Annotated in this window: 20 protein-coding genes; 8 read left to right on the top strand and 12 right to left on the bottom strand. The window is 70.0% G+C overall.

The annotated features are described in order from the left end of the window. Positions 1-190: 190 nt before the first annotated feature. The 7 genes from ACFY3D_RS03745 to ACFY3D_RS03715 are packed head-to-tail and all read right to left on the bottom strand — an operon-like array spanning position 191 to position 6,371. Positions 191-631, bottom strand: coding sequence for a hypothetical protein (locus tag ACFY3D_RS03745; RefSeq protein ID WP_362896596.1), 441 nt, complete (start codon positions 629-631; stop codon positions 191-193). A 25-nt stretch (positions 632-656) separates the two neighbouring features. Further along, entirely contained in the window at positions 657-1,868 is a 1,212-nt protein-coding gene (locus ACFY3D_RS03740) for an FAD-dependent monooxygenase (protein ID WP_389974497.1), read from the bottom strand. Then, entirely contained in the window at positions 1,861-2,871 is a 1,011-nt protein-coding gene (locus ACFY3D_RS03735) for an amidohydrolase family protein (protein ID WP_362896592.1), read from the bottom strand. The genes ACFY3D_RS03740 and ACFY3D_RS03735 overlap by 8 nt, the downstream gene beginning before the upstream one ends. After that, positions 2,868-3,605, bottom strand: coding sequence for an ABC transporter ATP-binding protein (locus ACFY3D_RS03730; protein WP_362896590.1), 738 nt, complete (start codon positions 3,603-3,605; stop codon positions 2,868-2,870). The genes ACFY3D_RS03735 and ACFY3D_RS03730 overlap by 4 nt, the downstream gene beginning before the upstream one ends. A 29-nt stretch (positions 3,606-3,634) precedes the next feature. Further along, positions 3,635-4,462, bottom strand: coding sequence for an ABC transporter permease subunit (locus tag ACFY3D_RS03725; protein WP_362896588.1), 828 nt, complete (start codon positions 4,460-4,462; stop codon positions 3,635-3,637). After that, entirely contained in the window at positions 4,462-5,328 is an 867-nt protein-coding gene (locus ACFY3D_RS03720) for an ABC transporter permease (protein WP_389974494.1), read from the bottom strand. The genes ACFY3D_RS03725 and ACFY3D_RS03720 overlap by 1 nt, the downstream gene beginning before the upstream one ends. Then, entirely contained in the window at positions 5,325-6,371 is a 1,047-nt protein-coding gene (locus tag ACFY3D_RS03715; protein WP_389974491.1) for an ABC transporter substrate-binding protein, read from the bottom strand. Before ACFY3D_RS03715 ends, ACFY3D_RS03720 begins: the two co-directional genes overlap by 4 nt. Before the next feature lie 156 nt (positions 6,372-6,527). On the opposite strand from ACFY3D_RS03715, the gene ACFY3D_RS03710 reads away from it, so the two are divergent. Then, positions 6,528-8,363: a helix-turn-helix domain-containing protein gene (locus ACFY3D_RS03710; RefSeq protein ID WP_389974488.1), complete on the top strand. Its 1,836-nt coding sequence runs from the start codon at positions 6,528-6,530 to the stop codon at positions 8,361-8,363. A gap of 251 nt (positions 8,364-8,614) precedes the next feature. Next, on the top strand, positions 8,615-9,841 hold the full coding sequence (locus tag ACFY3D_RS03705; RefSeq protein ID WP_389974485.1) for an alpha/beta hydrolase family esterase: 1,227 nt from the start codon (positions 8,615-8,617) through the stop codon (positions 9,839-9,841). Between the two features lie 58 nt (positions 9,842-9,899). Here ACFY3D_RS03705 and ACFY3D_RS03700 read toward each other — a convergent pair whose 3' ends face one another. Next, positions 9,900-10,730, bottom strand: a complete 831-nt coding sequence (locus ACFY3D_RS03700) for an undecaprenyl-diphosphate phosphatase (RefSeq protein ID WP_389974482.1) — start codon at positions 10,728-10,730, stop codon at positions 9,900-9,902. Between the two features lie 206 nt (positions 10,731-10,936). On the opposite strand from ACFY3D_RS03700, the gene ACFY3D_RS03695 reads away from it, so the two are divergent. After that, positions 10,937-11,569, top strand: coding sequence for a disulfide bond formation protein DsbA (locus tag ACFY3D_RS03695; protein ID WP_389974479.1), 633 nt, complete (start codon positions 10,937-10,939; stop codon positions 11,567-11,569). Positions 11,570-11,782: 213 nt separating this feature from the next. Here ACFY3D_RS03695 and ACFY3D_RS03690 read toward each other — a convergent pair whose 3' ends face one another. After that, positions 11,783-13,288: a M28 family metallopeptidase gene (locus ACFY3D_RS03690; RefSeq protein WP_389974476.1), complete on the bottom strand. Its 1,506-nt coding sequence runs from the start codon at positions 13,286-13,288 to the stop codon at positions 11,783-11,785. Between the two features lie 97 nt (positions 13,289-13,385). Next, complete coding sequence (locus ACFY3D_RS03685) at positions 13,386-14,969, bottom strand: M28 family metallopeptidase (RefSeq protein WP_389974472.1); 1,584 nt, start codon at positions 14,967-14,969, stop codon at positions 13,386-13,388. Positions 14,970-15,183: 214 nt separating this feature from the next. On the opposite strand from ACFY3D_RS03685, the gene ACFY3D_RS03680 reads away from it, so the two are divergent. Next, positions 15,184-15,369: a PspC domain-containing protein gene (locus tag ACFY3D_RS03680; RefSeq protein ID WP_350942895.1), complete on the top strand. Its 186-nt coding sequence runs from the start codon at positions 15,184-15,186 to the stop codon at positions 15,367-15,369. 62 nt (positions 15,370-15,431) lie between these two features. Beyond that, positions 15,432-16,112 (top strand): lipoyl(octanoyl) transferase LipB, encoded by a 681-nt coding sequence (gene lipB / locus ACFY3D_RS03675; protein ID WP_389974468.1) that lies wholly within the window; start codon positions 15,432-15,434, stop codon positions 16,110-16,112. A gap of 129 nt (positions 16,113-16,241) precedes the next feature. On the opposite strand, the gene ACFY3D_RS03670 is transcribed toward lipB, so the two are convergent. Together ACFY3D_RS03670 and ACFY3D_RS03665 are read right to left on the bottom strand one after the other, a co-directional pair. After that, positions 16,242-17,801 (bottom strand): amino acid permease, encoded by a 1,560-nt coding sequence (locus tag ACFY3D_RS03670; protein WP_389974465.1) that lies wholly within the window; start codon positions 17,799-17,801, stop codon positions 16,242-16,244. Between the two features lie 18 nt (positions 17,802-17,819). Beyond that, entirely contained in the window at positions 17,820-18,749 is a 930-nt protein-coding gene (locus tag ACFY3D_RS03665) for a phosphotransferase (protein WP_362896572.1), read from the bottom strand. Positions 18,750-18,824: 75 nt separating this feature from the next. Here ACFY3D_RS03665 and ACFY3D_RS03660 point away from each other — a divergent pair, with 75 nt between their 5' ends. The 3 genes from ACFY3D_RS03660 to ACFY3D_RS03650 all read left to right on the top strand — a co-directional run bounded on the left by ACFY3D_RS03660 (position 18,825) and on the right by ACFY3D_RS03650 (position 25,356). After that, positions 18,825-21,557, top strand: a complete 2,733-nt coding sequence (locus ACFY3D_RS03660) for an FAD-dependent oxidoreductase (protein WP_389974462.1) — start codon at positions 18,825-18,827, stop codon at positions 21,555-21,557. Positions 21,558-21,953: 396 nt separating this feature from the next. Continuing rightward, positions 21,954-22,919 carry a hypothetical protein gene (locus tag ACFY3D_RS03655; protein ID WP_389975610.1) on the top strand — a complete coding sequence of 322 codons (966 nt, stop codon included), beginning with the start codon at positions 21,954-21,956 and terminating at the stop codon, positions 22,917-22,919. Positions 22,920-23,118: 199 nt separating this feature from the next. Then, entirely contained in the window at positions 23,119-25,356 is a 2,238-nt protein-coding gene (locus tag ACFY3D_RS03650) for a heavy metal translocating P-type ATPase (RefSeq protein ID WP_389975607.1), read from the top strand. Positions 25,357-25,407: the final 51 nt, after the last annotated feature.

Raw genomic sequence — 25,407 nt, 5'->3', positions numbered from 1 at the left:
CCCGCGCGAGACGCGCGGCCGACACCGTGATCCCGAACCCGCCCCGCACGGGACGAGTCCTCGGGTGAAAGACGACCCGGGCGCCCGACCGAGTCCGGGCGTCGATCCCGATGGCCGACGCGGCAGGCGGTCGACGAGCGGCCGATCATGACGCTCTGGCGTCGTCGGTGTTCTGAGAGCTCACCGGTCCTCAGCCTGACAGCGGCAGCGGTGGGTTGGCCGAGTCGAGGTGTTCGACGGTGGTGAAGACGAGGACCTCTTCGCCGACGTTCTCGATGTCGTGCAGGAGGAACCCTCCGGCGCCGAAGGCGAAGTGCCGGGTCTCACCGGCGACGTAGGACACCTCGCGGGTGGTGCCGTCAGCGGTGTGCTGGCGGCTGCGGCCCGCGTTGACGGCGGTCCAGAAGTAGTCGAGGACGTGCCGGTGCGCGTGCCACCGCTCGCCGGGTTCGAGGCGGATCTCCCACACCCGGACGCGGTCGTTCTCGCTGAGCAGCCGTGAGCCGACGTGCGGGTCGTAGGCGTGGGTCTCGAACTCCTCGCGAAGCGCGTCGGACCACCCCTCGAAGTCGGTGGCGACGACGGTGCCCGCCAAGGGGGCGTCGGTCAGGAATGCCGGTGTCGTGGTCATCGGGACCTCCTTTCGTACGGTGTCGTCACTGGCCTGGGCCGTAGAGGCCGAATCGCAGTTCGGGGTCGCCGGGCACCCAGGTGCAGTCGACCTGTGAGCGGGTGCCCATCTCCTTGACCCGGCGCAAAAGACGCCGGCCGAGTTCGAGCTGGCCCGGTTCCCACTTCGCCAGGGCGGCGGGGATGGCGCCCTCGGCCTCGCCCAGGGCGTCGTACAGGGCCCAGGCGTTCGCGGCGGCCTTCGCCGTACCGGCCGCCGCGTGCGGGCGCGCGGCGCTGGCCGCGTCGCCGATCAGCGCCACCCGGCCGACGGCCATGCGCTCGACGCCGACGTCGTAGACCGCCTGAAGGTAGGGCTGCTCGGTGCGTCGCACCACCTCGGCCGCGGCGGGCGCCAGAACCGTGCCGGCCACCTCGCGCATCTCCTCGACGAACCGGTCCTGCACCTGGCCCGGGTGCACCGACACCTTGCCGAGGAAGCCGCGTTTGTCGGTCATCATCTCCTCAAGGTCGGCGCCCTCGGCGACGTTGCGGTACCAGACGTAGTTGAGCAGCCGGTTCCCCGCCGTCAGCCCGCCCTCGTCCGAGGGGATCGGGTAGATGTTGATGTGGGTGTACGGCGCCACGCTGAAACTGATCGAGTCGTGCAGGAGCTCGAAGGTCTCCGGCGAGACCTCGGACTCCCGCACGGTGCCGCGCCAGCCGACGTAGCCGGAGTACTCCGGGACGCTGCCGGGTGAGATCCGGCTGCGGCTCGCGGAGCCGATCCCGTCCGCGAACACCACGAGATCGGCTCGCTCACGGCGCCCGGAGACGAAACGGACCTCGACGCCGTCGCCGTCCTGGTCGAAGCCCGCAGCGTACTCCCCGAGGTGATACCGCTCGGTGCCGAAGTCGGCGAGCAGGGCCCGGTAGAACGTGCCCCAGGACGTGTAGCGCCACGGCGTGGGGTCGCGGTGCAGGACCTCGTTGCCGGCGCCGAGATACTGGACGTACCGGGTCGCGGTGCTGACCTGCTCGGGGTGCTGCTCGCTGCACTCGGCGAACCAGCGCAGCGTGTCGGGCTGCAGCACGATGCCCCCGCCCCGGCCGTCCAGGCTGGTCGGCGTACGCTCGAAGACGGACACGTCGAAGCCCAGGCGACGCAGCAGCAGCGCGGAGGTGAGGCCGCCGATCGAGCCGCCGACGACCAGCGCCCGCCGGCCGGAGTAGGGGGAGTGGCCGTTCGTCTCATGCATCGTTGTCGCTCCCGGGTTCTGGCAGGTCGAGGAAGCGGCGGGCGGCGGCCTCCATGGCCCCGGCCCCGATGCCTTCCGAGACCGGCAGGTCCTGTGGGCGGTCCACGCCCATGTCGAAGGGGTAGTCGCTGCCGCACAACAGCCTGCCGGGATCCGCCTTGGAGCGCAGCAGACGCAGCGCGGGGCCGTCGTGGGTGAGCGTGTCGAACCACAGGTCGCGGAAGCCTTCGTGCGGCGTTCGGCCGGTGCCGGCCCCGGCGTCCGCGCGCCGCTCCCAGCCGTGTCGCCATCGGCCCAGGAGCGCGGGCGCGCATCCTCCGCCGTGGACGAAGCAGATGCGCAGCGAAGGAAGTGCCTCCGTGACCCCGCCGAGCACACAGGAGGCGACGGCCGTCGCCGTCTCCGTGGGGTTCCCGATCAGATTGGCGAGGTAGTACGACCGCCACTCCGGCCGCGGCAGCTGCATGGGGTGTACCAGGACGGCGAGGTCCAGCTCGGCGGCGATGCGGGCGATCTCGTGGAGCGGACCCTCGTCGAAGGAGGTGGCGTCGACCAGCGGGGGGACCGCGACGCCGCGGACGACCGCCGACCCGGCGATCGCCTTCATCTCGGCACGGGCCGCGGCCGGGTCGTGCAGGGAGACCAGGCCCAGGCCCAGCAACCGGCCGTGGCTGTCGTGGCACAGGCGGGTGAGGGCCTCGTTGAAGTGGCCGACGTATTCGCCCACGCCGGGGTCGGCGACCACGGGGAACGCGAACGGCGGAGCGGACAGCACCCGGGCGCCCAGCCCGGCGCGGTCGGTCTCGGCGAGCACCCGGCCGGGATCGCTCATCGCCGACGCCGCGATGGACAGGGGGGTGTCGCCGAGGTACAGCTCCTCGTCTCGCGCGTTCAGCGGCGGGACCGGCGAGCCCGGCGGGAGGTCGAACAGCTCCCGGGGCAGCCAGTGGGCGTGGACGTCGATGACGCCCCGCCTCACCGCCGGGGGATCGAGGGCCGTCACGCCGCCGCCTCCAGTGCCTCGAAGCGGGCGAGCACCTCGGCCTGCAGCATGGCGACGGCCGGGTCGGAGGCGCGGCGTGGACGAGGGAGGTCCACCTCGATGGTCTCGTGGATCCGGCCGCCCGGCGCCAGGACGACGATCCGGTCGGAGAGCTGGACCGCTTCGGTGACGTCGTGGGTGACGAACATGACCGTGCGCTGTGACTCGAGCCAGATGCGCTCCAGGTGTTCGCGCAGGGAGCGTGAGGTCATCGCGTCGAGGTGGCTGAACGGCTCGTCCATGAGCAGGATGTCCGGCTCGACGGAGAAGGCCCGGGCGATGCCGATGCGTTGCTGCTGACCGCCGGAGAGCTGGGCCGGGTAACGGTCGCCGAGGTGGCCGAGGCCGACCAGGTCGAGGTAGTGCTGAGCGCGCCGCTCCCAGCCCGAACGGTCGCGCTGGACGAACTTGAGGTTCTGCGTGACGGTGCGCCAGGGCAGCAGCCGTGGGTCCTGGAACACGTAGCCGATCTTTGCGTCGCGGTCACCGGCGCGTAGGCGGACCGAGCCGCGGCTGAGGCTCTCGATTCCGGAGACGATGTTGAGCAGGGTCGTCTTGCCGCTGCCGGAGGGGCCGACGACCGAGACGAAGGTCTCGCCGCTGATGGTGAGGTCGATCCCGTCGAGCACGCGCGTCTGCCTGCCCTGACGGTTCTGGTATTCCTTCACCAGGCCGTCGATTTCGATGGAGGCCATGGGTTTCCTTTCGAGAAGGGACGTGCTGCTCAGGCGGTGCGCCAGCGGGTGACGAAGCGCTCGATCGGGCCGAGGAGGATCTGGTCGGCGAGGACCAGGAAGACGATGAAGACGACGACCCAGGCGAGGAAGCCGTCGAGCTGGTTGGCGTCGTACCAGTAGCGGGAGCGCCAGCCGACGCCGGAGGTCGAGCCGAACCACTCCGCGAGGAGCAGGCCGTTCCAGGCACTCATGATCGCGAAGCGCACCGCCGCGACCGTCGAGCCCGCGACCGCCGGAGCCACGATGTGACGAAGGACGTGGGGGCGGCCGACACCGAACGAGCGGGCCATGAGCACGAGGTCGGCGGGCACCGCCCTGACCGCCTTGGCGATGTTCACGACCACGAAGGGCAGGGCCGAGAGGAAGACCGTCGTGACCGGGGTGAGCCAGCCGAAGCCGAACCACATCGTGGTCAAAAGTGCCCAGATCACCGCCGGGGCGGCGAGCGCGGCCATGGTCAGGTCGGACAGGGCGTGATCGGCGAACCTGGACAGTCCCATCAGCACGCCCAGGGCCGTTCCGACGACGAGCGCCACGACGAGGCCCAGGGTGAAGCGGTTCATGCTCACGGCCAGGTTGGCCCACAGGTGACCGCCGGCCGCCTCGCCGCCCAGCCGGCCGAACGTCTCGCCGATCGAGGGCACGCGGTGTCCGTACTCGGCCGCGAGTTGCCAGACGGCGAGCATGGAGAGCAGCGAGGTGACGAGCGCGATCACGGAGGACGACGTCGAGCGTCCGTGTCGCGACCACAGGGATGCTGTACCGCCGGCGGGCAGGGGACGAGGTGTCGCCTCGGGCGCGGTTGCGGTGCTCATCAGAGTTCCTTCCTCCAGGCGAACACCCTGGTCTCGATCCGGGCGAGGCCGCGCTCGATCAGCACCATCGCGATGACGAACAACATGGTCCAGGCGAGCATGTCGGCGACCTTGAACTCCTGGTAGGCGCGCCGGATCATGAAGCCGACCCCGTTGTCGGCGCCGAAGACCTCCGTGAGGGCCTCGACCTTCCAGGCCATGGCGAAGGCGTAGCGGACGCCCACGAACACGAAGGCCGTGACGGCGGGCAGGTAGACGTGGCGCACCACGTCGACGGGCCGCCGATCGAAGGCCCGGCACATGCGGAGCAGCCCGCCGTCGACGGAACGGACGCCCTCGGCGACGTTGATCGCGATGAACGGGACGGCCACCAGGGCCGACACCACGATCGGCCCGGTGGAGCCCACGCCGAAGATGACCAGCCCGAAGACGGCGTAGGCGAGGCCCGGAACGTTCCCGAGCACGAACAGCGGCATCGAGAAGTAGGTCGTCATGAACCGGCTGCGGCCCATCACGAACCCGGTCGGCAGGCCGACGGCGAGCGCCAGCGCGAAGCCGATCCCGATCTTCACGATGCTCGCGGCGAAGTTGCCGAACGCCTCACCGGAGGCGACGAAGTCGGCGACGCGTCCGAAGACCTTGAACGGGGCGGGCAGGATGTTGTCATCGATGATCCACGCGACCAGGGCCCAGGTGGCGAGTGCCCCCAGCAGCGCGACCGCCGAGACGAGCCACCGTGAGGAGCCCCGGGCGCCTTCGGGTCCGTTGAGTTTGTTGAATCTCGACCGCCGGCCGCGGACTCGCGCGTTCGGCGAACTCTGGCCGGGCTGGGTAACGGGTGGTTCGGTGGTGGTCGGCGAAGTCACCGGCGATCTCCTGCCGTGGGGAGGAATTTCGGGTTTTTCACGTCGTCCTCGATGACGCCGGTCTCGCGCATGAGGTCGAATATCTTGCTCTCGTCGTCGGCCCACCGCCTGTCGAAACGGATGTCCTGGACCACCCAGTCGTGTTCGGCCACGTAGCTCTTCATGAACTCCACGTAACGGGGGGACTCGACGGCGAAGTGCTGCGGGTAGCGCTCGATGATCTCGTCGCGGTGCTCGCGCCACTCCTTGAGGCCGCGCGACCACAGGTCCAGGAAGGCCTCGACCTCCCGGGGGTGCTCCGCGGCCCAGTCCTCACGGGCGACGAACACGTTGCCCATGGGACCGTCGTGGCCGGGTGCCTCCAGGTCGGCGAACAGGTCCGCGGACGACTTGCCGTCGTACAGGGCGCGGACGCTGCCCTCGCGCAGCTCGCGCGCGGACAGGTCGGGATAGCAGATGCAGGCGTCGATCTCGCCGCGGGCGAGCAGGTTGGAGAGGTTCTGGATGTCGGCGACGACGATCTCGAAGTCGGATTTCTCTCCGGCGATGGCGAGCCCGTGCATCTTCTCCACCAGGGCGTGCCACACCAGGGTTCCGGAGACCGAGGTGAACACGCCGAGCCGCTTGCCCTTGAGGTCGGCGAAGGACTTCGCCGGGTCGTCGGCGCGCACCATCAGCCGGCTCCGCTCGGAGTTGTAGCGTCCAATGATCACCGTGGCCCGCTCGGTCTCCGCCTCGAGTCCCGGCACCTCGAAGGACGCCGAGGAGATGATGTCGGCGTGGCCGCCGGCGAAGAGCCCGAACTCGTCCCAGGTCGCCGAGGTCTCGATGGAGATCCCCGTCTCCTTCTCGAAGTCCTCGATGATCCCCTCGTCGTGCATGTAGTCCCAGATCGGGTCGGGGGCGAAGGTGAACCGGATGACACCGTCGCGTGCCGCCCGGGAGGAGGCGGGACCGCCCAGACCCGCTCCGCAGGCCGTCGAGACGAACATGGCGCCGACCGTGAGCAGAGCCGCCAGCGCTCGGGATCTGTATTTGTTCAACCGCACGGCTTCCCTACCCTGCTTCCGTGGCACCGTGTGACGGAGGTCACCGGCCAGCACAACGATGCTCCAGCGGTAGCCACCTCCTCAATGTCTCAGCGCTCACACCTGCGGGCTTTATAGTGTGATTTCGAACATGAGGGGGGCGCCGCGATCGTGGAACCACATCATGACGAACTGCGGCGCTGGCTGGCCGGGATCGCCGACATCGGCGCCGCCGTCAGCCGCCAGGAGCCGCTCGGCGATCTCCTGAACCGGGTGGCCGAGACCGCGTGCTCACTCATGGGATACGACTTCTGCGGCGTCTTCCTGCCCAACCCCGAGGGCACCGCGCTCGTCATCCGCGGCTACCACGGGCTCTCCCCCGAGTACGTCGACCTGGTCAACGCCGAACGCCCGATCCTGCTCGGCGTCGGGCGGGAGGGTGAGGCACCCACCAGCCGGGCGTTCCGCACCGGCGACATCGTCGCCCTGGAGGACATCGGTCTCGAACCACGGTTCGGCCCGTGGGGCGGCGTCGCACAGGAGCAGGGCTACCGGGCCCTGGTGTCCGTGCCGCTGTGCAGCGCCGGCACGGTCGTCGGCACCCTGAACTGCTACCGTCAGCGGCCCCATCACTTCGACGACGCCGAACGCGAGCTCGTCGGCACCCTCGCGACCCAGGTCGCGATCGCGCTGGTCACCGCCCAGCTGCAGGTCAGGGAGCGGGCGACCATCGGCGAACTGCGCGAGCTCAACCGCTCCCTCTCCAGGCAGCACGCCCTGCTTCGCCGCGCGGAGGAGATCCACGTCGAGCTCACCGCGATCGCCCTGCGCGGCGAGGGGATCGGCGGTGTCGTCACCGCGCTCGCGGACCTGCTCGGCTCCGACGTTCTCGCCGACGACGCCCACGGGTCGGTGCTGGCACGTAGCGACGGCCGGTCGCTGGGGACCGACGCACCGCCCTCGACGGCTCCCGATCTCACCGAGGGGTCGTTGGTGGAAACGACGCTTGAGGGCGAGACCTTCGTCGTATCGGCGGTCCTGCTCGACGGCGAGGTCGTGGGAAGGATCTGGGTCCGTCGGCCCCTCGCCTCCTTCACCGGGCTCGACATCCGCGCCACCGAGCACGCCTCGGTCGTCGCGGCCCTCGAACTGCTCAGGGAGCGCACCGCCGCGGACGTCGAGGGGCGCCTGCGCGGCTCCCTCGTCGCCGACCTGCTCTCCGACGAGTCCCTCGACGTCGCCGCCGTGGTCGAACGGGCACGCCGCATGGGCCACGACCTCACCGGCCCGCACACCCTCAGCGCGATCGCGGTACGCGAGACCGACGGCGCCGCCGGACTCCCCGCCGCCGAACGCGCGCTCGCGACCATCACCCGGCTCCTCGCGGGAATGAACCCGCCTCCGCTCGCCGCCGCGCACCGGGGCCTGGTCGTCGTCCTCTGGCCCGACCGGACCGTGTGGCGAGACGGTACGACGGACACGCCGCGCGAGGCGACCGAGCGGCTGGCCGAGGTGCTCGGTAAAGCCCGCTCGGTGAGACAGGTGACCGCCGCCGTGGCGGCTTCGACACCGACCCTGCCGGGACTTCGGACGGCCTTCAGGACGGCGAGAGGGGCACTGGAGTTGGCCGCCGAGTCGCCGGAACCGGTCGTCCTCCATCTCGCCGAGCCGACCGTCGACAACCTGCTGCTTCAGGTCGGCGACACCGACGGGCTGCGCCGGTTCGCCCGGCGGGTGCTCGGACCGGTGCTCGACTACGACCGCGAGCGCTCGACCGACCTGGTGACCACCCTGCGTGTTCTCGTGGAGAACGACATGGACAGGAGGGCGGCGGCGAGGGAGTTGCACATTCACCCCAACACCGTGCTTCAGCGTATGCGCCGGATCGAGGACCTGACCGCTCTGAAACTCTCGCGTCCGCGCGACCTTCTTGAGATCACGACCTCGCTGGCGGTCGCCAGAATCGCCGGCCTGCGAGATCCGCGTCTCGGCAGGCCGGGGAGGTGACTCGTCCGAAGCGCGGACCTCAGGGGCCACGAGACCGCCGGACGGCCCACGACGAACGAGATCGCCGTGCCGGACCGGGGGCCGGGGAGTTCGTGAGATCCGGGGCAGGGAAGGTCCCGCTCGCGGGCATGTGATCCATGACGCGGAGACGAAGAGTGTGTCTCGGGGACATGTCAAAGGGGTTACGGCGGTTTTAACGTGCGCTGGTAAGGGCCGGTGACACAGGTCACAGGGCCACGAAGGAGCATGTCATGGCCGCATCCTTTCCAGCGGGACTTCTCCGCGTCCTTCTCACCCTCTCGCTCGGGTTGCTCGCGTCGCTCGGCGCGGCGACCGCGACGACGGCTCCCGCGCGGGCCGCGTCGCTCGTCCAGGTCGGCTCGTTCGGCGGCAATCCCGGCAACCTCACCATGTTCAGCTACCGTCCCGACGGGTCGACCGCCGGACGCCCGCTGGTGGTGCTGCTGCACGGCTGCACGCAGAACGCGAGCGGCTACTTCGCCAACTCGGGATGGCGCAGGTACGCGGACCAGTCGGGCTTCACCCTCGTACTCCCGCAGACCGGCAGCGCGAACAACGCGTCGAGCTGCTTCAACTGGTTCGAGACCGGCGACACCACCCGGGGCCAGGGCGAGGCCGCCTCGATCCGCGCCATGGTCGCCTACGCGGTCTCCACCTACGGGACCGATCCGGCGCGCGTCTACGTCGGCGGACTGTCGGCGGGCGGCGCGATGTCGGCGGTGATGCTCGCCGCGTACCCGGACGTCTTCGCGGGCGGCTCGATCGGGGCGGGGATCGCGTACCGGTGCGCGGCCAGTCTGCTCCAGGCGTCCACCTGCCAGTACGGTCCCGTCGGCAAGACCCCGCAGCAGTGGGGTGACCTGGTGCGCAACGCCCACTCCGGTCACTCGGGGCCCTACCCGCTCGTCGCGATCTGGCAGGGGTCCTCCGACTACACCGTCGTCCCGGCGAACGCCGCCCAGCTGCGCGACCAGTGGACGAACGTGCGGGGTGTCTCGCAGAGCCCCACCTCCACGCGGAGCCTCACCGGCGGTACCTCCCTGAAGGTGTACGGGAGCGACGAGGTGCGCCTGTACGAGATCGCGGGCATGGGGCACGGCCTGCCGATCGATCCCGGTGGCGGCGCCGACCAGTGCGGCAACGCGGCGGCGTACTTCCTGGACACCATCTGCTCGGCCTATCACGACGCGCAGTTCTTCGGCCTGACCGGTGGCGGGACGCAGCCGACCCCGACTCCGACCCCCACCCCGACCGTCACGCCGACTCCGACGGTGCCCCAGACCTGTGTGAGGGCGAGCAACTACGCCCACACCGTCGCGGGGCGGGCCTACCGGTCGGGCGGCTACACCTACGCCAACGGGTCCGACGACGCGATGGGCCTGTGGAACGTCCTCGTCACGCACGGCCTCAAGCAGACCGGTCCCGGTCACTGGGTCGTCGCCGACAACGAGTGCTAGCGAGCCGCGGGACGAGGGGAAACCGAAGGCGACTCCCCGGGGGGTCGCCTTCGGGCCGCTAGGCCGACGGGTCGAGGATCCCGAAGCTCACCAGGGCGATGATGATGATCCCGAGGGCGATCCGGTAGATCACGAAGCCGGTGAAGCGGTGGGTGCTGATGTACTTCAGGAACCACGAGACCGCCAGATAGCCCACGACGAACGAGATCACCGTGGACAGGATCGTGGGCCCCCACTCGGGCGACTCGCCGTCACCGATCTTGAACAGCTCCAGGAAGCCCGCGCCCAGCACGGCGGGGATGGCGAGCAGGAAGGAGTACTTCGCGGCCTCCTCGCGGCGGTAGTCGAGCAGCAGTCCGGCGCTGATCGTGCCGCCGGAGCGCGACACCCCGGGAATGAGGGCGAGCGACTGGGCGAAGCCGTAGATGAGGGCGTGCGGGAAGCTGAGGTGCCGCTCCAGGGTGAGCTTGTTGCGGGCGGTGTGGTCGGCGAACCACAGGACCAGGCCGAAGACGATCAGCGTCGTGCCGATCAGCCGCAGGTCGCGGAAGGCGCCCTCGATGGAGTCCTTGAAGAGCAGGCCGAGCACCACGATCGGGATGGTGCCGACGATGACGTACCAGCCCATCCGGGCGGCGTGGTGGCCGCGCAGGTCGGGCGTCCACAGGGAGCGTGTCCAGGTGGTGACGATCTCCCAGATCTCCTTGCGGAAGTAGATCAGCACCGCAGCCTCGGTGCCGAGCTGGACGACGGCGGTGAACGCGGCTCCCGGGTCGGGCCAGCCGAAGAACGCCGACGCGACCCTGATGTGGGCACTGGAGGAGATCGGCAGAAACTCCGTCAATCCCTGAATCAGCCCGAGGACCACCGCTTCGAACCAGCTGATCACTTGAAGCACCTTCCGTGCCTGCGCGTGGATAACCTACGCGAGGCTAGCGGAGCAGCGGGGCCGGTGTGACACGGGTCGTTCAGGGCACTGCCGAGTGGGGGGCCAACGAAGATCACATGGCGAGTCGAGTTGGCTCCTGAGCGCCGTTCGGCGAGGGTGGCACAGTACTCGGGCGTCGTCCGAGGACGACGATCGGAGGGCTGGGAATGACGATCAATACGATCGCGGACTTCTGGTTCGACCCCTCCTGCCCGTACACCTGGATCACCTCCCGGTGGCTGGTGGAGGTGGAGAGGGTGCGGCCGGTCGAGGTGCGCTGGCACGTGATGAGCCTGGCGGTGCTCAACGAGAGCCGCGACGAGGATCCCGAGGGCGACACGGAGGGATACCTCTGGGTTCCCGTGCGCGTCTGCGAGGCCGTACGACAGGAGTACGGGCAGGAGGCGCTCGGGAGGCTGTACACCGCGATGTGGACCGTCGGCCGCGCTCGTGGGCAGGACTGGGCCGGTGCCCTGCACGACTCCCTCGCCGCCGCGGGCCTGCCGCCGGAACTGGCCGAGGCCGGGATGTCGACGGCCTACGACGAGGCGGTGCGCGCCTCGCACGCGGAGGGCATCGGCCTGATCGGCGAGCACGTCGGCACCCCGGTGGTCGCCGCCACCGGCCCCGCCACCGGTGGCGGGCGCGTCGTGTTCTTCGGCCCCGTGATCTCCCGGATTCCCGTCGGCGAGCAGGCGGGCCGCCTGTGGGACGGGACGCTGCTCGTGGCGGGAACCCCGGGCTTCCACGAGCTCAAGGGCACCGCGCACGAGAAACCCCGGCTCGACGATTCGGACTGACGGGGGTTCGCCCCGGAACGCGGGTTTCCCGCCCGCGGACGCCGGTTCGTTCGAGGGCGGTTCGTTCGAATGGGGACGCGAGAGGTCGTCCACGAGACCCGGGAGGGTGCGGCCCGCGTGGCGGGCCGTCCGGAGGCGATCCGGACGGCCCGTGGAGGGGGAAGGCGCGGGCCGCACCCGGTCTCGTCTACTGCCGCCGGGTCACCGCCCCGCTCACTGGCGGGTCACCTTGACGTCGTCCACCCCGGCCTCCACCAGGGAGGCGCCCGAGGCGTCGGCGGCCTCGACCAGGATCCGGACGCTCTGCCCCGCGAAGGCGGAGATGTCGACGTCCGCCGTGCCCCAGGCGCCGTTGCGGTTGGAGGCCGCGCCGAGCTGCTGGAACACCTGGGTGGTGGTGGAGCCGACGACCTTCACGCGCAGGTAGTCGGCGCTTGAGGAGTTGGAGCCGTGCGCGAGATACCAGGAGAAGGCGAGCTTGAGCGTCCCGGTCGACGGCAGGGCGACGGCCGGGGAGCGGACGCTGGTGATGCCTCCGTCGACGTCGTAGTCGCCGGCCGCGGCGCCCGCGAGCCTGCCGGTGACCAGGTCGTTGGTGCCGCTCACGGTGGTGCCGAGCTGCTTGGCGCCACTGGAGTTGGTGGCCTGCGGGACGCCGCGCTCCCACTGGCCCGAGGTGGCGGTGTCGGTCCCCGACGGGTTGGTCGTCCAGCCGGTCGAGGTCTCGAAGGTGTCCTGCCAGACGACCGTCGGAGGTACGGCGGTCGCGGTCGTCCACACCGCGTAGGCGATGGCGTCGGCGTTGCGGTTCAGCGCGGTGTCACTGATGTTGGACGTCGTGTCGCACGCCCGGTGGTAGCAGGGGTCGAACGCCTGCCCCGCCGTACCGCCCCAGAGGGTGGCCTGGGCGCTGGACTTGACGCCCTCGGCGCCGGTGAAGGTGCCGCCCGCGGGGATGCCGACGGCGATGAAGGGCCCGTAGTCGGAGCGTCCGTCGAAGTCGGTGCCCCGGGTGGCGACGCCGATCGAGGTGAAGTACGCCTGGAGCGTCGCCTCCAGCTGCGCGGAACCCGCCGGGCCGGGGCCCGAGCCGACGCCGTCGGAGTTGTCGCCGTCGTAGATGAAGTAACCGGCGTTGGGCGAGCCGACCATGTCGAAGTTGTAGTAGCCCTTGATCTTGGCGCGCTCGGTGGCCGAGAGGTTGTTCACGTAGTACTGGGAGCCGCGCAGGCCCAGCTCTTCCGCGCCCCACCAGGCGAAGCGGAGGTGCTTGGTGGATGCCAGCGACTGGCGGGAGACCTCGAGGGCGGTCTCCAGGATGGCGGCGCTGCCGGAGCCGTTGTCGTTGATGCCGGGTCCGGCGGTCACGCTGTCGAGGTGGGCGCCGACCATGAGGATGTCGTTCGGGTCGCCACCGGGCCAGTCGGCGATGACGTTGTAGCCGGTCGCGCCGTTGTAGGTGAACGACTGCAGGGAGGTGGTGAATCCCGCGCCGTCCAGCAGGCCCTTGACGTAGTTCGCCGAGGCGAGGTAGCCGGGGCGGCCGTGGGCGCGGTTGCCGCCGTTGGCGCCTGCGATGGACTGGAGCTGTGTGAGGTGTGCTTTCACGGCGGTCAACGAGATGTCCGGTGGGACGGCGGCCGACGCCGATGGTGCGGTGAACGCCAACGGGATGGCCAGGATCGCCGCCATGCCCATGGTCCACAGACTGCGCATCATGCTCCTCGGGTTTGAGGGTGTGTGGGTCCCCCGAGCGGCGCGCACCCGTGGCGGGTGCGCGCCGTACAGCGTGGTGGTGCGCTTGCGGAGCGAATCCCTAGCGGGCGGCCTCACCGTGGTGATCCGCCGCGGCCGGCGCCGCGGACCTGGAGAGTGCCTTGGTCGCGGCGTTGCGGTCGGGAATGCCCTTCAGGTCGTAGGCGAAGTACGCGGTGGTGTAGCCGACGGCCTTGGAGTTGCGGTCGAGCGCGGCGGCGCTGATGTTGTTGATGCCGTCGCAGGCGGCGTGGTAGCAGGGGTCGTAGGCGACGCCCGCGGTTCCGCCGAACCTGGCGGCCTGCTCGGGGGTCTTGATGCCTTCGGCGCCGGTGAAGATGCCGCCGGCCGGGATGCCGTTGGCGATGAACGCGCCGTAGTCGGAGCGGCCGTTGAAGTCGGTGCCCTGGAAGGGCAGCTTGCGCTTGGTGTAGAACGCCTCAAGGCGCTTCTCGATCTGGTCGGAGCCGGCCGGTCCCGCAGGGGAGCCCTCGCCGTCGGAGTCGTCGCCGTCGTACAGGAAGGTGACGTCGTTGGGCGAGGCGATCATGTCGAAGTTCAGGTAGAGCCTGATCTTGTCCTTCTCCGCCTGGGACAGGCCCTCGACGTACTGCTCGGAGCCGAGCAGGCCGAGCTCTTCCGCGCCCCACCAGGCGAAGCGCACCTTGTACTTGGTCGGCACGTGGGCCAGCTTCAGCGCGGTCTCCAGGATGGCGGCGCTGCCGGAGCCGTTGTCGTTGATGCCGGGGCCCTCGGGCACGCTGTCGAGGTGGGCGCCGACCGCGACGATCTCGCCGGACTTGCCCCAGCGGGAGTCGGCGATCAGGTTCTTGGTACGGCCGACCTCGGTCTCGGCGTCGACCTTGAGACGGACGGTGGTGTTCGGGGCGGCGGCCAGCTCAAGGCCTACGGTCGTGCTCGCCATCACGATGGGGAAGCCGAAGCGCCACTCGATGATGTCGAAGACGAGCGGGTCGGTCCTGCCGGGCTGGCCCTCGTTGAAGAAGATCACACCGGCCGCGCCGGCGGCCTTGGCGTTGGCGGCCTTGTCGACGAACGGGCAGGTGCCGCGCTGGAGCAGCGCGATCCGGCCGGGGACGAACCCGGCGAAGTCCGAGGTCTCACAACCCGCGGTCGAGGTGTTCGCGACCGGGGGCGGCGGGAGGACCGCGTCGACGACCTGCACCTGCGCGGTGACGTCGCCTCCGCTGGAGGAGATGACGGTGACGAAGTCGGCGGGGTTGGCGTAGGTCTTCGCCACGGGAGCGGTCTGCTGCAGGACCGACGGGCTCGCCTCCTCCCAGCCCAGGGGGAACTCGACGTCGGTCGTGGAGGTCTTGTATCCGGCCTTGCGCAGCTTGTCCTGCACGTAGGCGAGGGAGGCGTCGTAACCGGGAGAGCCGGCGGCGCGGTTTCCGCCGTTGGCGGTCGCGATCTGCTGGAACTTGTCCAGGTGCTTCTTGACGTTGCTGCCCTTGATCTGCGTCGCGAACACGTTGGCGAGGACGTCGGTGACGTCCGTGGACTTGGGGGCCGCGGGGGCCGCGGTGGTCGCGCTCGCCGGCGCGGTGAGGGCGAGAGGGAGGGCGAGGGCCGTGACCAGGGTGGCGGTCTGGACCAGGCTGCGTCGTAACCTCAGGCGCATAGCGCTCCTCGGGGTGGAACGGAGGGGGATCCCCTATTAGGTACATGGCGGAACGTACCGTGATCAACCTGTTTCGCCTAGATGTGCCGACGCTCGGATGCGAAAAAAGTTGTCGAGCCGACCCTGACAGGGTTTTCTCAGGGGTGTCTCGGGAACGGATGGGTTCCGGTCGTTCGTTTGAAAGGACGAAGAACATCGATTCGAGAGAGGCAACGTGTACCGTTCGAGAAATCACAAGATAATCGCCGGAGTCTGCGGCGGGATCGCGGACAGTCTCAACATGCCGCCCACACTTGTCCGGGTGTTCTGGCTGTTGCTCTCGCTCATTCCAGGGCCCCTGTGGGTCGCCTACGTGCTGATGTGGATCTTCGTCCCCAAGGCGCCCGCGGCCCGCTACTAGGACGAGGGCCGGTGTCGCGGACCCCGGGTCACGACGCGTCCCGGTGAAATTAAGCTGGGGGCATGAGGCGACGCCCACTGTCCCTGGTCCAGGACGACCTGGTCGACTACGAGAAGGCGATGGAGCGGATGACCGACATGGTCGGTCAGCGGCAGCGCGACGAGCGCTCCGACACGCTCTGGTTGCTCAGCCACCCGCAGGTGTACACCGTGGGCAGGCGAACCCCTGAGCAGCACCTGCCCGACCCCGCTCACGGCATCCCGGTCGTGAGCACGGGTCGTGGCGGGCAGCTCACCTACCACGGCCCCGGCCAGCTGGTCGGATACCTGATCGTCAAGCTCGGCGAGGGCGAGGGGATCGTCGACTACGTCCGAGAGGTCGAACTGAGGCTCGTCGGCGCGCTCGGCGCGCTGGGTGTCCCGGCCGAGCGCCGCGACACCCCGCCGGGCTCGGAACTGCTCACCGGCGTGTGGACGGCCGAGACGGGACGCAAGATCGTCTCGATCGGCATGCGGCAGAGCCGCGGTGTCACCAGTCACGGGTTCGCCCTCAACGTCGACGGCGACCTGACCCCGTGGAACTGGGCCGTGGCCTGCGGCATGCCGGATGTGGACATGACGTCCGTGGGGCGGGAGGCCCCGGCCGCCGGGGGGACGACGTTCACGATGTTCAGCGGGGCCCCCGCCGCCACGGCGATGGATCGGGTCCGTGCGGCGGTGGCGGAGGCCTTCGAGGCGAGCTGACCAGCCCTCTCCGGGGCCGGTCGGCTCGTTTGGTCCTCTCCGGGAACGGTCGGCGGCGCGGCCTCGCAGCGCGGGGCTCGTTTCCCGGTCTTTTCAGGGAACGGTCGGCGGGGAGGTCCCGCGGGGCGGTCAGCCGGTCGGCTCCCCGCCGGCCGTGTCGGCCGGGTCGAACGCCTCGTTCATGTCGATCGTGCGGCGCGGGCCGGTGAACCAGTGCCTCGCCGACAGCACCCACCACAGGCCCACGGCCAGCACCATCACGCCGACCACGATCGGCGCGTAGTTGACCGCGGTCCAGGTGAAGTCGTCGCTGAACGGCACGGCGGCCGGGACGAGCGGCATGATGAAGTAGATCGAGACGATGACGATCTCGACGATCGCGATCCAGCACATGACCTTGTACTTCGACCCCAGCGTCCAGGGGCCGGGCTCGAACCGGTCACCCATCCGCAGCCGCAGCCAGATCGGGATCGCGAAGGCGATGTAGAGGCCGATGACCGCCACCGACACGACCGCGTAGAAGGCGAGCGGCAGACCGCCGGGGGCCTCGTACAACGCGGGCAGGGTGAGGACGAGCGCGGCCGCGCAGCCGAAGACGATCGCGTTGACGGGGGTCCGGTTGGCGTCCACCTTCGACCACAGGCGCCAGCCGGGGATGGCGCCGTCGCGGGAGAAGGCGTAGGTCATCCGGGACATCGAGGTCACGCAGCTCATCCCGCAGAAGAACTGGCCGATGGTGGAGATCGTGAAGATCGCGGTGGCCAGGTTGCCGGGGAGCGCGCTGTCGAAGATGGCGCCGACGAAGCCGCCCGCCTCGTTCACCGCGTCCACGTCGGTCGCCGCGAACAGGAAGGCGAGCAGCAGGATCCAGCCGCCGATCGCCGAGTAGAAGATCGACTGCCACAGCCCTCGGGCGGCGGCGGTGGAGGCGCCCTGGGTCTCCTCCGACACGTGGGCACACGCGTCGAACCCGGTGATCGTGTACTGGGTGAGCAGGAAGCCGAGCGGCAGCACGTAGAACCAGTACGACGAGTCGGAGAAGCCGGAGTTGTTGATCGTCTCGGTGAAGACGAACGACATCGACTGGTGCGAGTCGGGGCCGAAGATCAGGATCAGTACGACGACCGCCGCGCCGAAGACGTGCCACCACACCGAGACGTTCTGCAGCGTCGAGATCAGCCGGTGACTGAAGATGTTGATCAAGCCGTGCAGGATGAGGATGACCGCGAACAGGATGAACGCGTTGGTCAGGCTGGGGTCCCAGGCGGGGAAGAACCGGTTGAGGGTGATGTTCAGGAAGGTCGCGCAGCCGTAGTCGACCGAGGCCGTCACGGCGATCAGGCCGACGAGGTTGAACCACCCGGTGAACCAGCCGTGGATCGGCCTGCCCATCTTGGCGGCCCACCAGTAGATGCCACCGGCGGTCGGATAGGCCGAGACCAGTTCCGACATGCACAGCCCGATGATCAGGATGAAGATCGAGATCAGCGGCCACCCCCACGAGATGGCGATGGGTCCACCGTTGTTCCACGCCTGGCCGAACGTGGTGAAGCAGCCGGCCAGGATGGAGATGATCGAGAAGGAGATGGCGAAGTTGGAGAAGCCGCTCCAGGTTCTGGAGAGCTCCTGCTTGTAACCGAGTTCGGCGAGACGCTTCGCGTCCTCGTCGACCGACGTTGGCTTGGTCACTCAAGCCTCCTTGGGGGGTTATGCGGGGGGTGGAAATCCGGAGCTCGCGCCCCGGACGTCGTCGACGAGCCGTCCGAACCCCGGGTCGTCCAGGTCCCGCACGGCTTGCGAGAACTTGTCGGCGGCCTCGGCCTCGTAGTCGAAGTCGGCGTCGGCGGCCTGCTCCTTGAGCAGCCCGTGGTGTACGGAGAACCAGAGCGTCCAGGTCAGGTTGGACATGATCAGGTTGAGTCGGACCCTGGAGGTGAGCCGCCGGTCGTCGGTGCCGAAGTAGGCGCGGGCGAGCCGGGCGGTCAGGTCCGGGTCGTAGTCCGCCTCGGCGGCGATGTCGCCCAGTTCGAAGGCCGGGTCGTTGTTCCCCGAGAGCTGGTAGTCGACGATCCGCACCTCACCGCCGCAGCGGATGAAGTTCTCCGGCAGCAGGTCGTTGTGACACGGCACCGTGGGCAGCGGGTCGGCGGCGAGCGCCCTTTCGATCTCCGCCGCCGCGGGAAGGCGGTCCCGGTAGCCGTCGGGTGTGCTCAGTTCGTGGGTACGGCACAGGGCGAGAAACTCGTCGAGCTTGCGGAAGATGGAGAAGTCGTTGACGAACCGAGGTCCGGCGTGCAGCCGGCGGCAGGCCGCGGCGATGGGGCCGGGAATCGTCCGTACGGCATGGGCGTCCAGGGTGACACCGTCGAGATACTCCAGCACCAGCGCGTCCGGCAGCCGGTGCAGCACCCTGGGTCCGACCCCGGCGTCCGCCGCGTGGACCGTGTTGGCGATCTCCTGGTCGAGAGGTATGCCCAGGCCGGCCTCCGACACCCGGGGATCCAGCACGCGCAGCAACCAGCGCTGCCCGTCGGCCGTGGTGAGCCGCGAGATCCGGTGGCTGAGGCCACCCTTGATCGGGGTCTCGGTTATGGGCTGACCAGCCCATTTTCGGACGTCCGCTCGAGGATCTGGCATGCCGCCCTCCTTTGGCCTACCTTCATACCATTGATCCGATTCTGTGGACTAGTTGTTACAGAGGGGTTCCCTGCCGTGAAACTTCCCGGATCCGCGCGAGCCGTCGTGATCGGCGGTGGAGTGGCCGGTTGCAGCGTGGCCTACCACCTCGCGAGGCTCGGCTGGAGCGAGGTGATCCTCGTCGAGCGGCACGAGCTTACCGAGGGCACCACCTGGCACTCGGCCGGTTTCGTGGGCCAGCTCCGCTCGACCGTCACGCAGACCAAGATGATCATGTACTCGGCAGGTCTCTACCCCGAACTGGCCGAGCTCACCGGGCTGGACCCGGGATGGCGCGGGGTCGGCGGCCTCCGCCTGGCGACCACGCCCGAGCGGGTGGAGGAGTCGCTGCGGCTCGCCGGGGCCGGGGAGACCTACGGGCTCGGCCTGGAGATGATCTCCGGTGCCGAGGCGAAGGAGATGCTCCCGCTGCTGCGCGCCGACGACGTGCGGGCCGCGCTCTGGTTGCCGGGGGACGGCTGGCTGGACCCGGCGCTGCTGGCCAGGGCACTGGCGGCGGGGGCGCGGAAGCTGGGCGTGCGGATGTACACCGGCACCCGGGTCACCGGAATCGACGTGAAGAACGGCACGGTCGCCGGGGTGCGGCTCGCGTCGGGGGCCGATGGCTCCGGCGACGTCGAGGAGTGGTCGGTCCAGGCGGAGACCGTGGTCGTCGCGGCGGGCGCGGCGAGCGGGCGGGTCGGGCGGATGGCCGGGGTGGACATTCCGGTTGTGCCGATAAAACATCAATATGTAGTCACCGAACCATTCGAGGTTCCTTCGTCCATGCCTACGGTGCGGGATCCGGACAACATTGTCTATTTCCGGGAGGAGAATGCCGGCATTTTGGTAGGTGGATATATCAGGAACCCCGCGATATGGGACACGGCTGCTCCACTGGAGGAGCCTCGGACTCTCTTTCCCCCTGATATGCCGAAATTTCAAGAATCGTGGGAATCGGCGGTGCGGAGGGTTCCCGACCTGGCCAATGCCGAGATCACAAAGGTCGTCCACGGCCCCGAGGCGTTCACCCCCGACGGGGAGTTCCTGCTCGGTGAGACCCCGGTCCGCGGGTTGTGGGCGGCGGCCGGATTCTGTGTGCACGGCCTGGCGGCCGCCGGCGGTGTGGGCAAGGTGATGGCCGAATGGATCGTGGATGGTTCGCCGGAGTACGACATGTTTGGTATGGATCTGAGGCGTTTCGGATCCCATGCCCGTTCCGCATCGTGGACCCGTGCCAAGGCCCTGGACTCGTACTCGAAGTACTACGACATCGTCTACCCCGGCGAGGAGCGCACCGCAGCCCGCCCGCTCCGCCGCTCTCCCGCCTGGGTGCGGCATGTGGAGCTGGGGGCGGCGTTCGGCGAGAAGTCCGGCTGGGAACGGGTCAACTGGTACGAACCCGGCGGGCGCCCGGCCGGGGCGGGTGAGACTCCTCCCGTGGACGCCCCGGTCACCCGGGATCCGGAACCGGGCGTCCGCGAGGTCTCTCCGGACGTCCGCGAGACTCATGAGGTCGCTCCGGCCGGCCACGGTGTCTCCCCGGACGTTCGCGAGGTGTCCCCGGACGTCCGTGACGTCCCCCCGGACGTCCGCAGCCCTCGCCCGCACGGCTGGGCGGGCCGGATCTGGTCGCCCGCCGTACGCGAGGAGTGCCTGGCCACCCGCGACGCCGCGGGCCTGTTCGACCAGACCTCGTTCTCCAAGCTGGAGGTCTCGGGGCCCGGAGCCCTGGAGGGGTTGCAGTGGGCCTGCGCCGGACAGCTCGACAGGCCCGTCGGTTCGATCGTCTACACCCAGCTCCTCAACGGGCGCGGCGGCATCGAGGCCGACCTGACCGTCACCCGCCTGGCGGACGACCGTTTCCGTCTGGTCACCGGCACCGCCTTCGGCGTTCACGACGCCGCCTGGCTCCGGGGCCGGGGTCTCGACGTCCGAGACGTCACCTCGGCCCACGCCTGCTACTGCCTGTGGGGGCCGAGGGCGCTCGACATCCTCGGTTCCGTGTCCGGCGACGACCTCACCTTCGGCTACATGAAGGCGAGGGAGATCAGCGTGGGGAACGTCCCGGTGCTGGCCCAGCGGGTGACGTTCGTGGGCGAGTTCGGCTGGGAGCTGTACTGCCCGTCGGAGTACGGGCTGACGCTGTGGGACACGCTCATGGAGGCCGGAGCGCCGTACGGCATGCGGCCTGCCGGGTACCGCGCGATCGACTCGATGCGCCTGGAGAAGGGCTACCGCGTCTGGGGCATGGACATCACCCCGGAGACCACCCCCTACGAGGCCGGTCTGGGGTTCGCGGTCGCCCGCGACAAGGACTTCGTCGGCCGCGCGGCCCTGGAATCCGCCCGCCGCCTCACCGGCGACCGTCCAGCAGACGACCGCTCGTCCGGCGATCGTCTCGCTGCGGACAGCCCGGCCGATGCCCGTCCCGCCGACGACCACTCGACGGTCGACCATTCGACCGTTGACCGAGCGGCCGGCGCTCGTCCCGCGCGACGTCTGTTCTGCCTGGTCCTCGACGACCCCCGCCAGGTCTGCCTCGGCGGGGAGCCGGTCCGCGTCGGTGGGCTGCCCGCCTCGCGGGTGACGAGTGGCGGGTACGGTCACCGCGTCGACCGCTCGATCGCCTACGCCTACCTGCCCGAGGGCGCCGCCCCCGGCGACCGGGTCGAGGTCGGCGTCACCGGAACCTGGGTGGGCGCCGCCGTCACCGCTGAACCTCTCTACGACCCGTCCTCGGAGCGTGTCCGGCGTCTGCCGTCCTGATCCGCACTCCCGAAACCCCGTGGGGACGCGCTCCGCCGGAGGCCGGAGGAGATGCTCACGCCGGACCCGCAGGACGCCTACCGGCGGGAACGGGGAGACGCCCCGGAGGAGTTCGGGGAGACGGGAGGGGCGAGGAGGCTGTTCCGGAAGGCATCCGGAAGGCAGGGGGAGCCAAGGAGACGCCCCGGGTGGGATGGGGCCTGCCCGCGATCTTCCGGAGGCCTCAATATTCTCAGAATTCCGGTAAGTCTCTTCATCCTCCTGCGCATCGGTCATCCTGTGACCTGGAGACCGGCGTCAGATATACCCCCCAGGGGTTGCTGAAAAGGGTGGTGGTGTGGCACTGTAGGCGAGCGAAAGGATACCCCCTATGGGTATTCGAGAGGGGTGATCGCGATGAACGGCGCGCTCAAGGTGGGTGCGTACGCGCTGGTGCTGGCCGTGGTGTTCGGCGGCGCCCTGGGGGCGGGCCGGATGGCCGGTCCGACCGGAGACGCGGAGGCCCAGAGCTCTCAGGGCCCCGGTGCCGAGCGGGGCGAGGGCTCGGAGCACGGAGTCCATCAGCACGCGACGGCCGCGAAGGCGCCGGCCGTTCCCGCGGGGCTCCAGGTCTCCCAGGACGGATACATGCTCATGCCGGAGACCGACGAGGTCAAGGTGGGCGAGCGGACCGACTTCCGCTTCACGGTGATCGGTCCCGACGGCTCTCCCGTCACCGGGTTCACCACGCAGCACGACAAGAAGCTGCACCTCATCGTGGTGCGCCGCGACCTGACGGGCTTCCAGCACCTGCATCCCACCCTGCTGGGAGGCGGGGTGTGGTCGGTCCCGCTCAAGCTTCCCGCCGCGGGGGAGTACCGCGCGTTCGCCGACTTCGCCCCCGAGGGGGCGGCGCCGCTGACGCTCGGCATGGACCTGTCGGTGGCGGGTGACTACCGGCCCGAGCCGCTCGCGGTCCCGGCCGAGACCGCCACCGTGGGCGACTACACCGTCACCCTGAAGGGCGATCTCATCCCCGGCCGGACGAGCATGCTCACGCTCTCGGTCGCCAAGGACGGCGAGCCGGTCACCGACCTGGAGCCCTACCTGGCCGCGTACGGGCACCTGGTCGCGCTGCGTGACGGCGACCTGGCCTATCTGCACGTGCACCCCGACGGCGAGCCCGGTGACGGGCGCACCACGCCCGGCCCGAACATCACCTTCTACGCCGAGGTGCCGAGCGCGGGGACCTACGGCCTCTACCTGGACTTCAAGCACGGCGGGACCGTGCGCACCGCCGCGTTCACCGCCGCCACCAGCCCGGACCCCGAGGGCGGCGGAGCCTCCTCGGGTGACGGCCACGGGCACAGCCACCAACCGTGAAATACCCCATAGGGGTTACGTGTTCTCATAACGAGGAGAGACATATGTCTGGGCACACCCATCACGTGCCGGGACGGTGGACGGGCCCGCTCCCGGAGGGCGGCGAGGTTCTCGCCCCGGCGGGCCGTCCGGTGACGACCCCGGGCCACGCACGACGACCGGGACACGAGGCAAGGGACGAGGAGAGGTCGTGATGTCCATGACCACCGGCGAAGCATCCGCCCGCGGCGAGATCGAGCTCGCCATCGGCGGCATGACCTGCGCCTCCTGCGCGGCCCGCATCGAGCGCAAGCTCAACAAGCTGGACGGCGTGACCGCGACCGTCAACTACGCCACCGAGAAGGCGAAGGTCACCTACCCCGCGGCCATCACCCCCGACGACCTCGTCGCGGAGGTGGAGAAGGCCGGATACACCGCCGAGCCGCCCGCGCCGCCGGCGTCGGGGGAGTCCGGGGAGACGGAAGGGGCCGCCGGTGAGGAGGGGGAGCGTGACGTGCTCACCCCGCTCAGGCAGCGCCTGATCACCTCCGTCGTGCTCTCGGTGCCGGTCATCGCGATGGCGATGATCCCGGTGCTTCAGTTCGACAACTGGCAGTGGCTCTCCCTCGCCCTGGCCGGTCCCGTCGTGGTCTACGGAGGGTGGCCCTTCCACCGGGCGGCCTGGACCAACCTGCGGCACGGCGCCGCGACCATGGACACGCTGGTCTCGATGGGGGCGATCGCCGCCTTCTCCTGGTCCCTCTGGGCCCTGTTCTTCGGCACGGCGGGCATGCCGGGCATGCGACACGGCTTCGAGTTCACCCTGTCCAGGGGCGACGGCTCGGGAAACATCTACTTCGAGGCCGCCGCCGGGGTGACCACCTTCATCCTCGCGGGCCGCTACTTCGAGGCGCGCTCCAAGCGCCGAGCCGGTGCCGCGCTTCGCGCGCTGATGTCGATGGGCGCCAAGGAGGTCACGCTCGCCTCGGGGGAACTCGTCCCCGTCGGTGCGCTCAAGGCGGGCGACCTCTTCGTCGTACGGCCGGGGGAGAAGGTCGCGACGGACGGCGTGGTCGAGGAGGGCTCCTCGGCCGTGGACACGTCCATGCTGACCGGCGAGTCGGTCCCCGTCGAGGTACGGCCGGGTGACGCGGTGGTCGGCGCCACCGTGAACGCCGGGGGGCGGCTCGTGGTCAGGGCCACCAGGGTCGGCTCCGACACCCAGCTCGCCCAGATGGCCAGGCTGGTGGAGGACGCGCAGAACGGCAAGGCCGCCGTGCAGCGGCTGGCCGACCGGATCTCCGCGGTGTTCGTGCCGATCGTGATCGCGCTGTCCGTGGCCACCCTGGGCTTCTGGCTCGGGATCGGTTCAGGCGCCGCCGCGGCCTTCACCGCCGCCGTGGCGGTGCTGATCATCGCCTGCCCCTGCGCCCTGGGCCTCGCCACACCGACCGCGCTGATGGTCGGCACCGGCCGGGGCGCCCAGCTGGGAATCCTGATCAAGGGTCCGGAGGCGCTGGAGGCGACCCACGGCATCAACACCGTGGTCCTGGACAAGACCGGCACCGTGACGTCGGGCACGATGACCCTCAAGGACGTCTTCCCCGCCGCCGGTGAGGAGCGCGAGGAGGTGCTCCGGCTGGCCGGAGCCCTGGAGGGCGCCTCCGAGCACCCCGTGGCCCGCGCCGTCGCCCGCGCGGCGGACTCCACCGCCGAGGTCGAGGACTTCGCGAACATCGAGGGCCTCGGCGTCCAGGGCGTCGTCGACGGGCACGCCGTCCTCGTCGGGCGTCCTCAGCTGCTCGCCGACTGGTCGCAGCACCTGCCGCCGGAGCTGGAGGAGAAACTGGAGGGGGCGCGGGCGCGCGGGGAGACGGCCGTCGCGGTCGGCTGGGACGGGAAGGCCCGCGCGGTGCTCACCGTCGCCGACGCGATCAAGCCCAGCTCGGCCGAGGCGGTCGCCGCGTTGCGCGCGCTCGGCCTGCGTCCGATCCTGCTCACCGGCGACAACGAGACGGTGGCCCGTACGGTCGCCGAGGCCGTCGGCGTCGAGGACGTGATCGCCGACGTGCTGCCCGCCGACAAGGTGGAGGTCGTCAAGCGGCTCCAGTCCGAGGGCCGCACCGTGGCCATGATCGGCGACGGGGTGAACGACGCCGCCGCGCTCGCCCAGGCCGATCTCGGTATGGCGATGGGCACCGGCACCGATGTCGCGATCGAGGCATCCGACCTCACCCTGGTCAGGGGCGACCTGCGGGTGGCCGCCGACGCGATCAGACTGTCCCGCCGCACGCTGCGCACGATCAGGGGCAACCTGTTCTGGGCCTTCGCCTACAACGTCGCCGCCATCCCGCTGGCCGCGTTCGGTCTGCTCACCCCGATGATCGCCGGGGGTGCGATGGCGCTCTCCTCGGTGTTCGTGGTGAGCAACAGCCTGCGACTGCGCCGCTTCAGGTGAGGTGAAGGGAATCACGAGCGTGTCCCGGCAGGCGGCCGGGACACGCTCGTG

The sequence above is a fragment of the Streptosporangium sp. NPDC000509 genome (assembly GCF_042898365.1).
GTDB lineage: Bacteria > Actinomycetota > Actinomycetes > Streptosporangiales > Streptosporangiaceae > Streptosporangium.
This window is presented reverse-complemented; position numbering and strand designations above follow the sequence as displayed.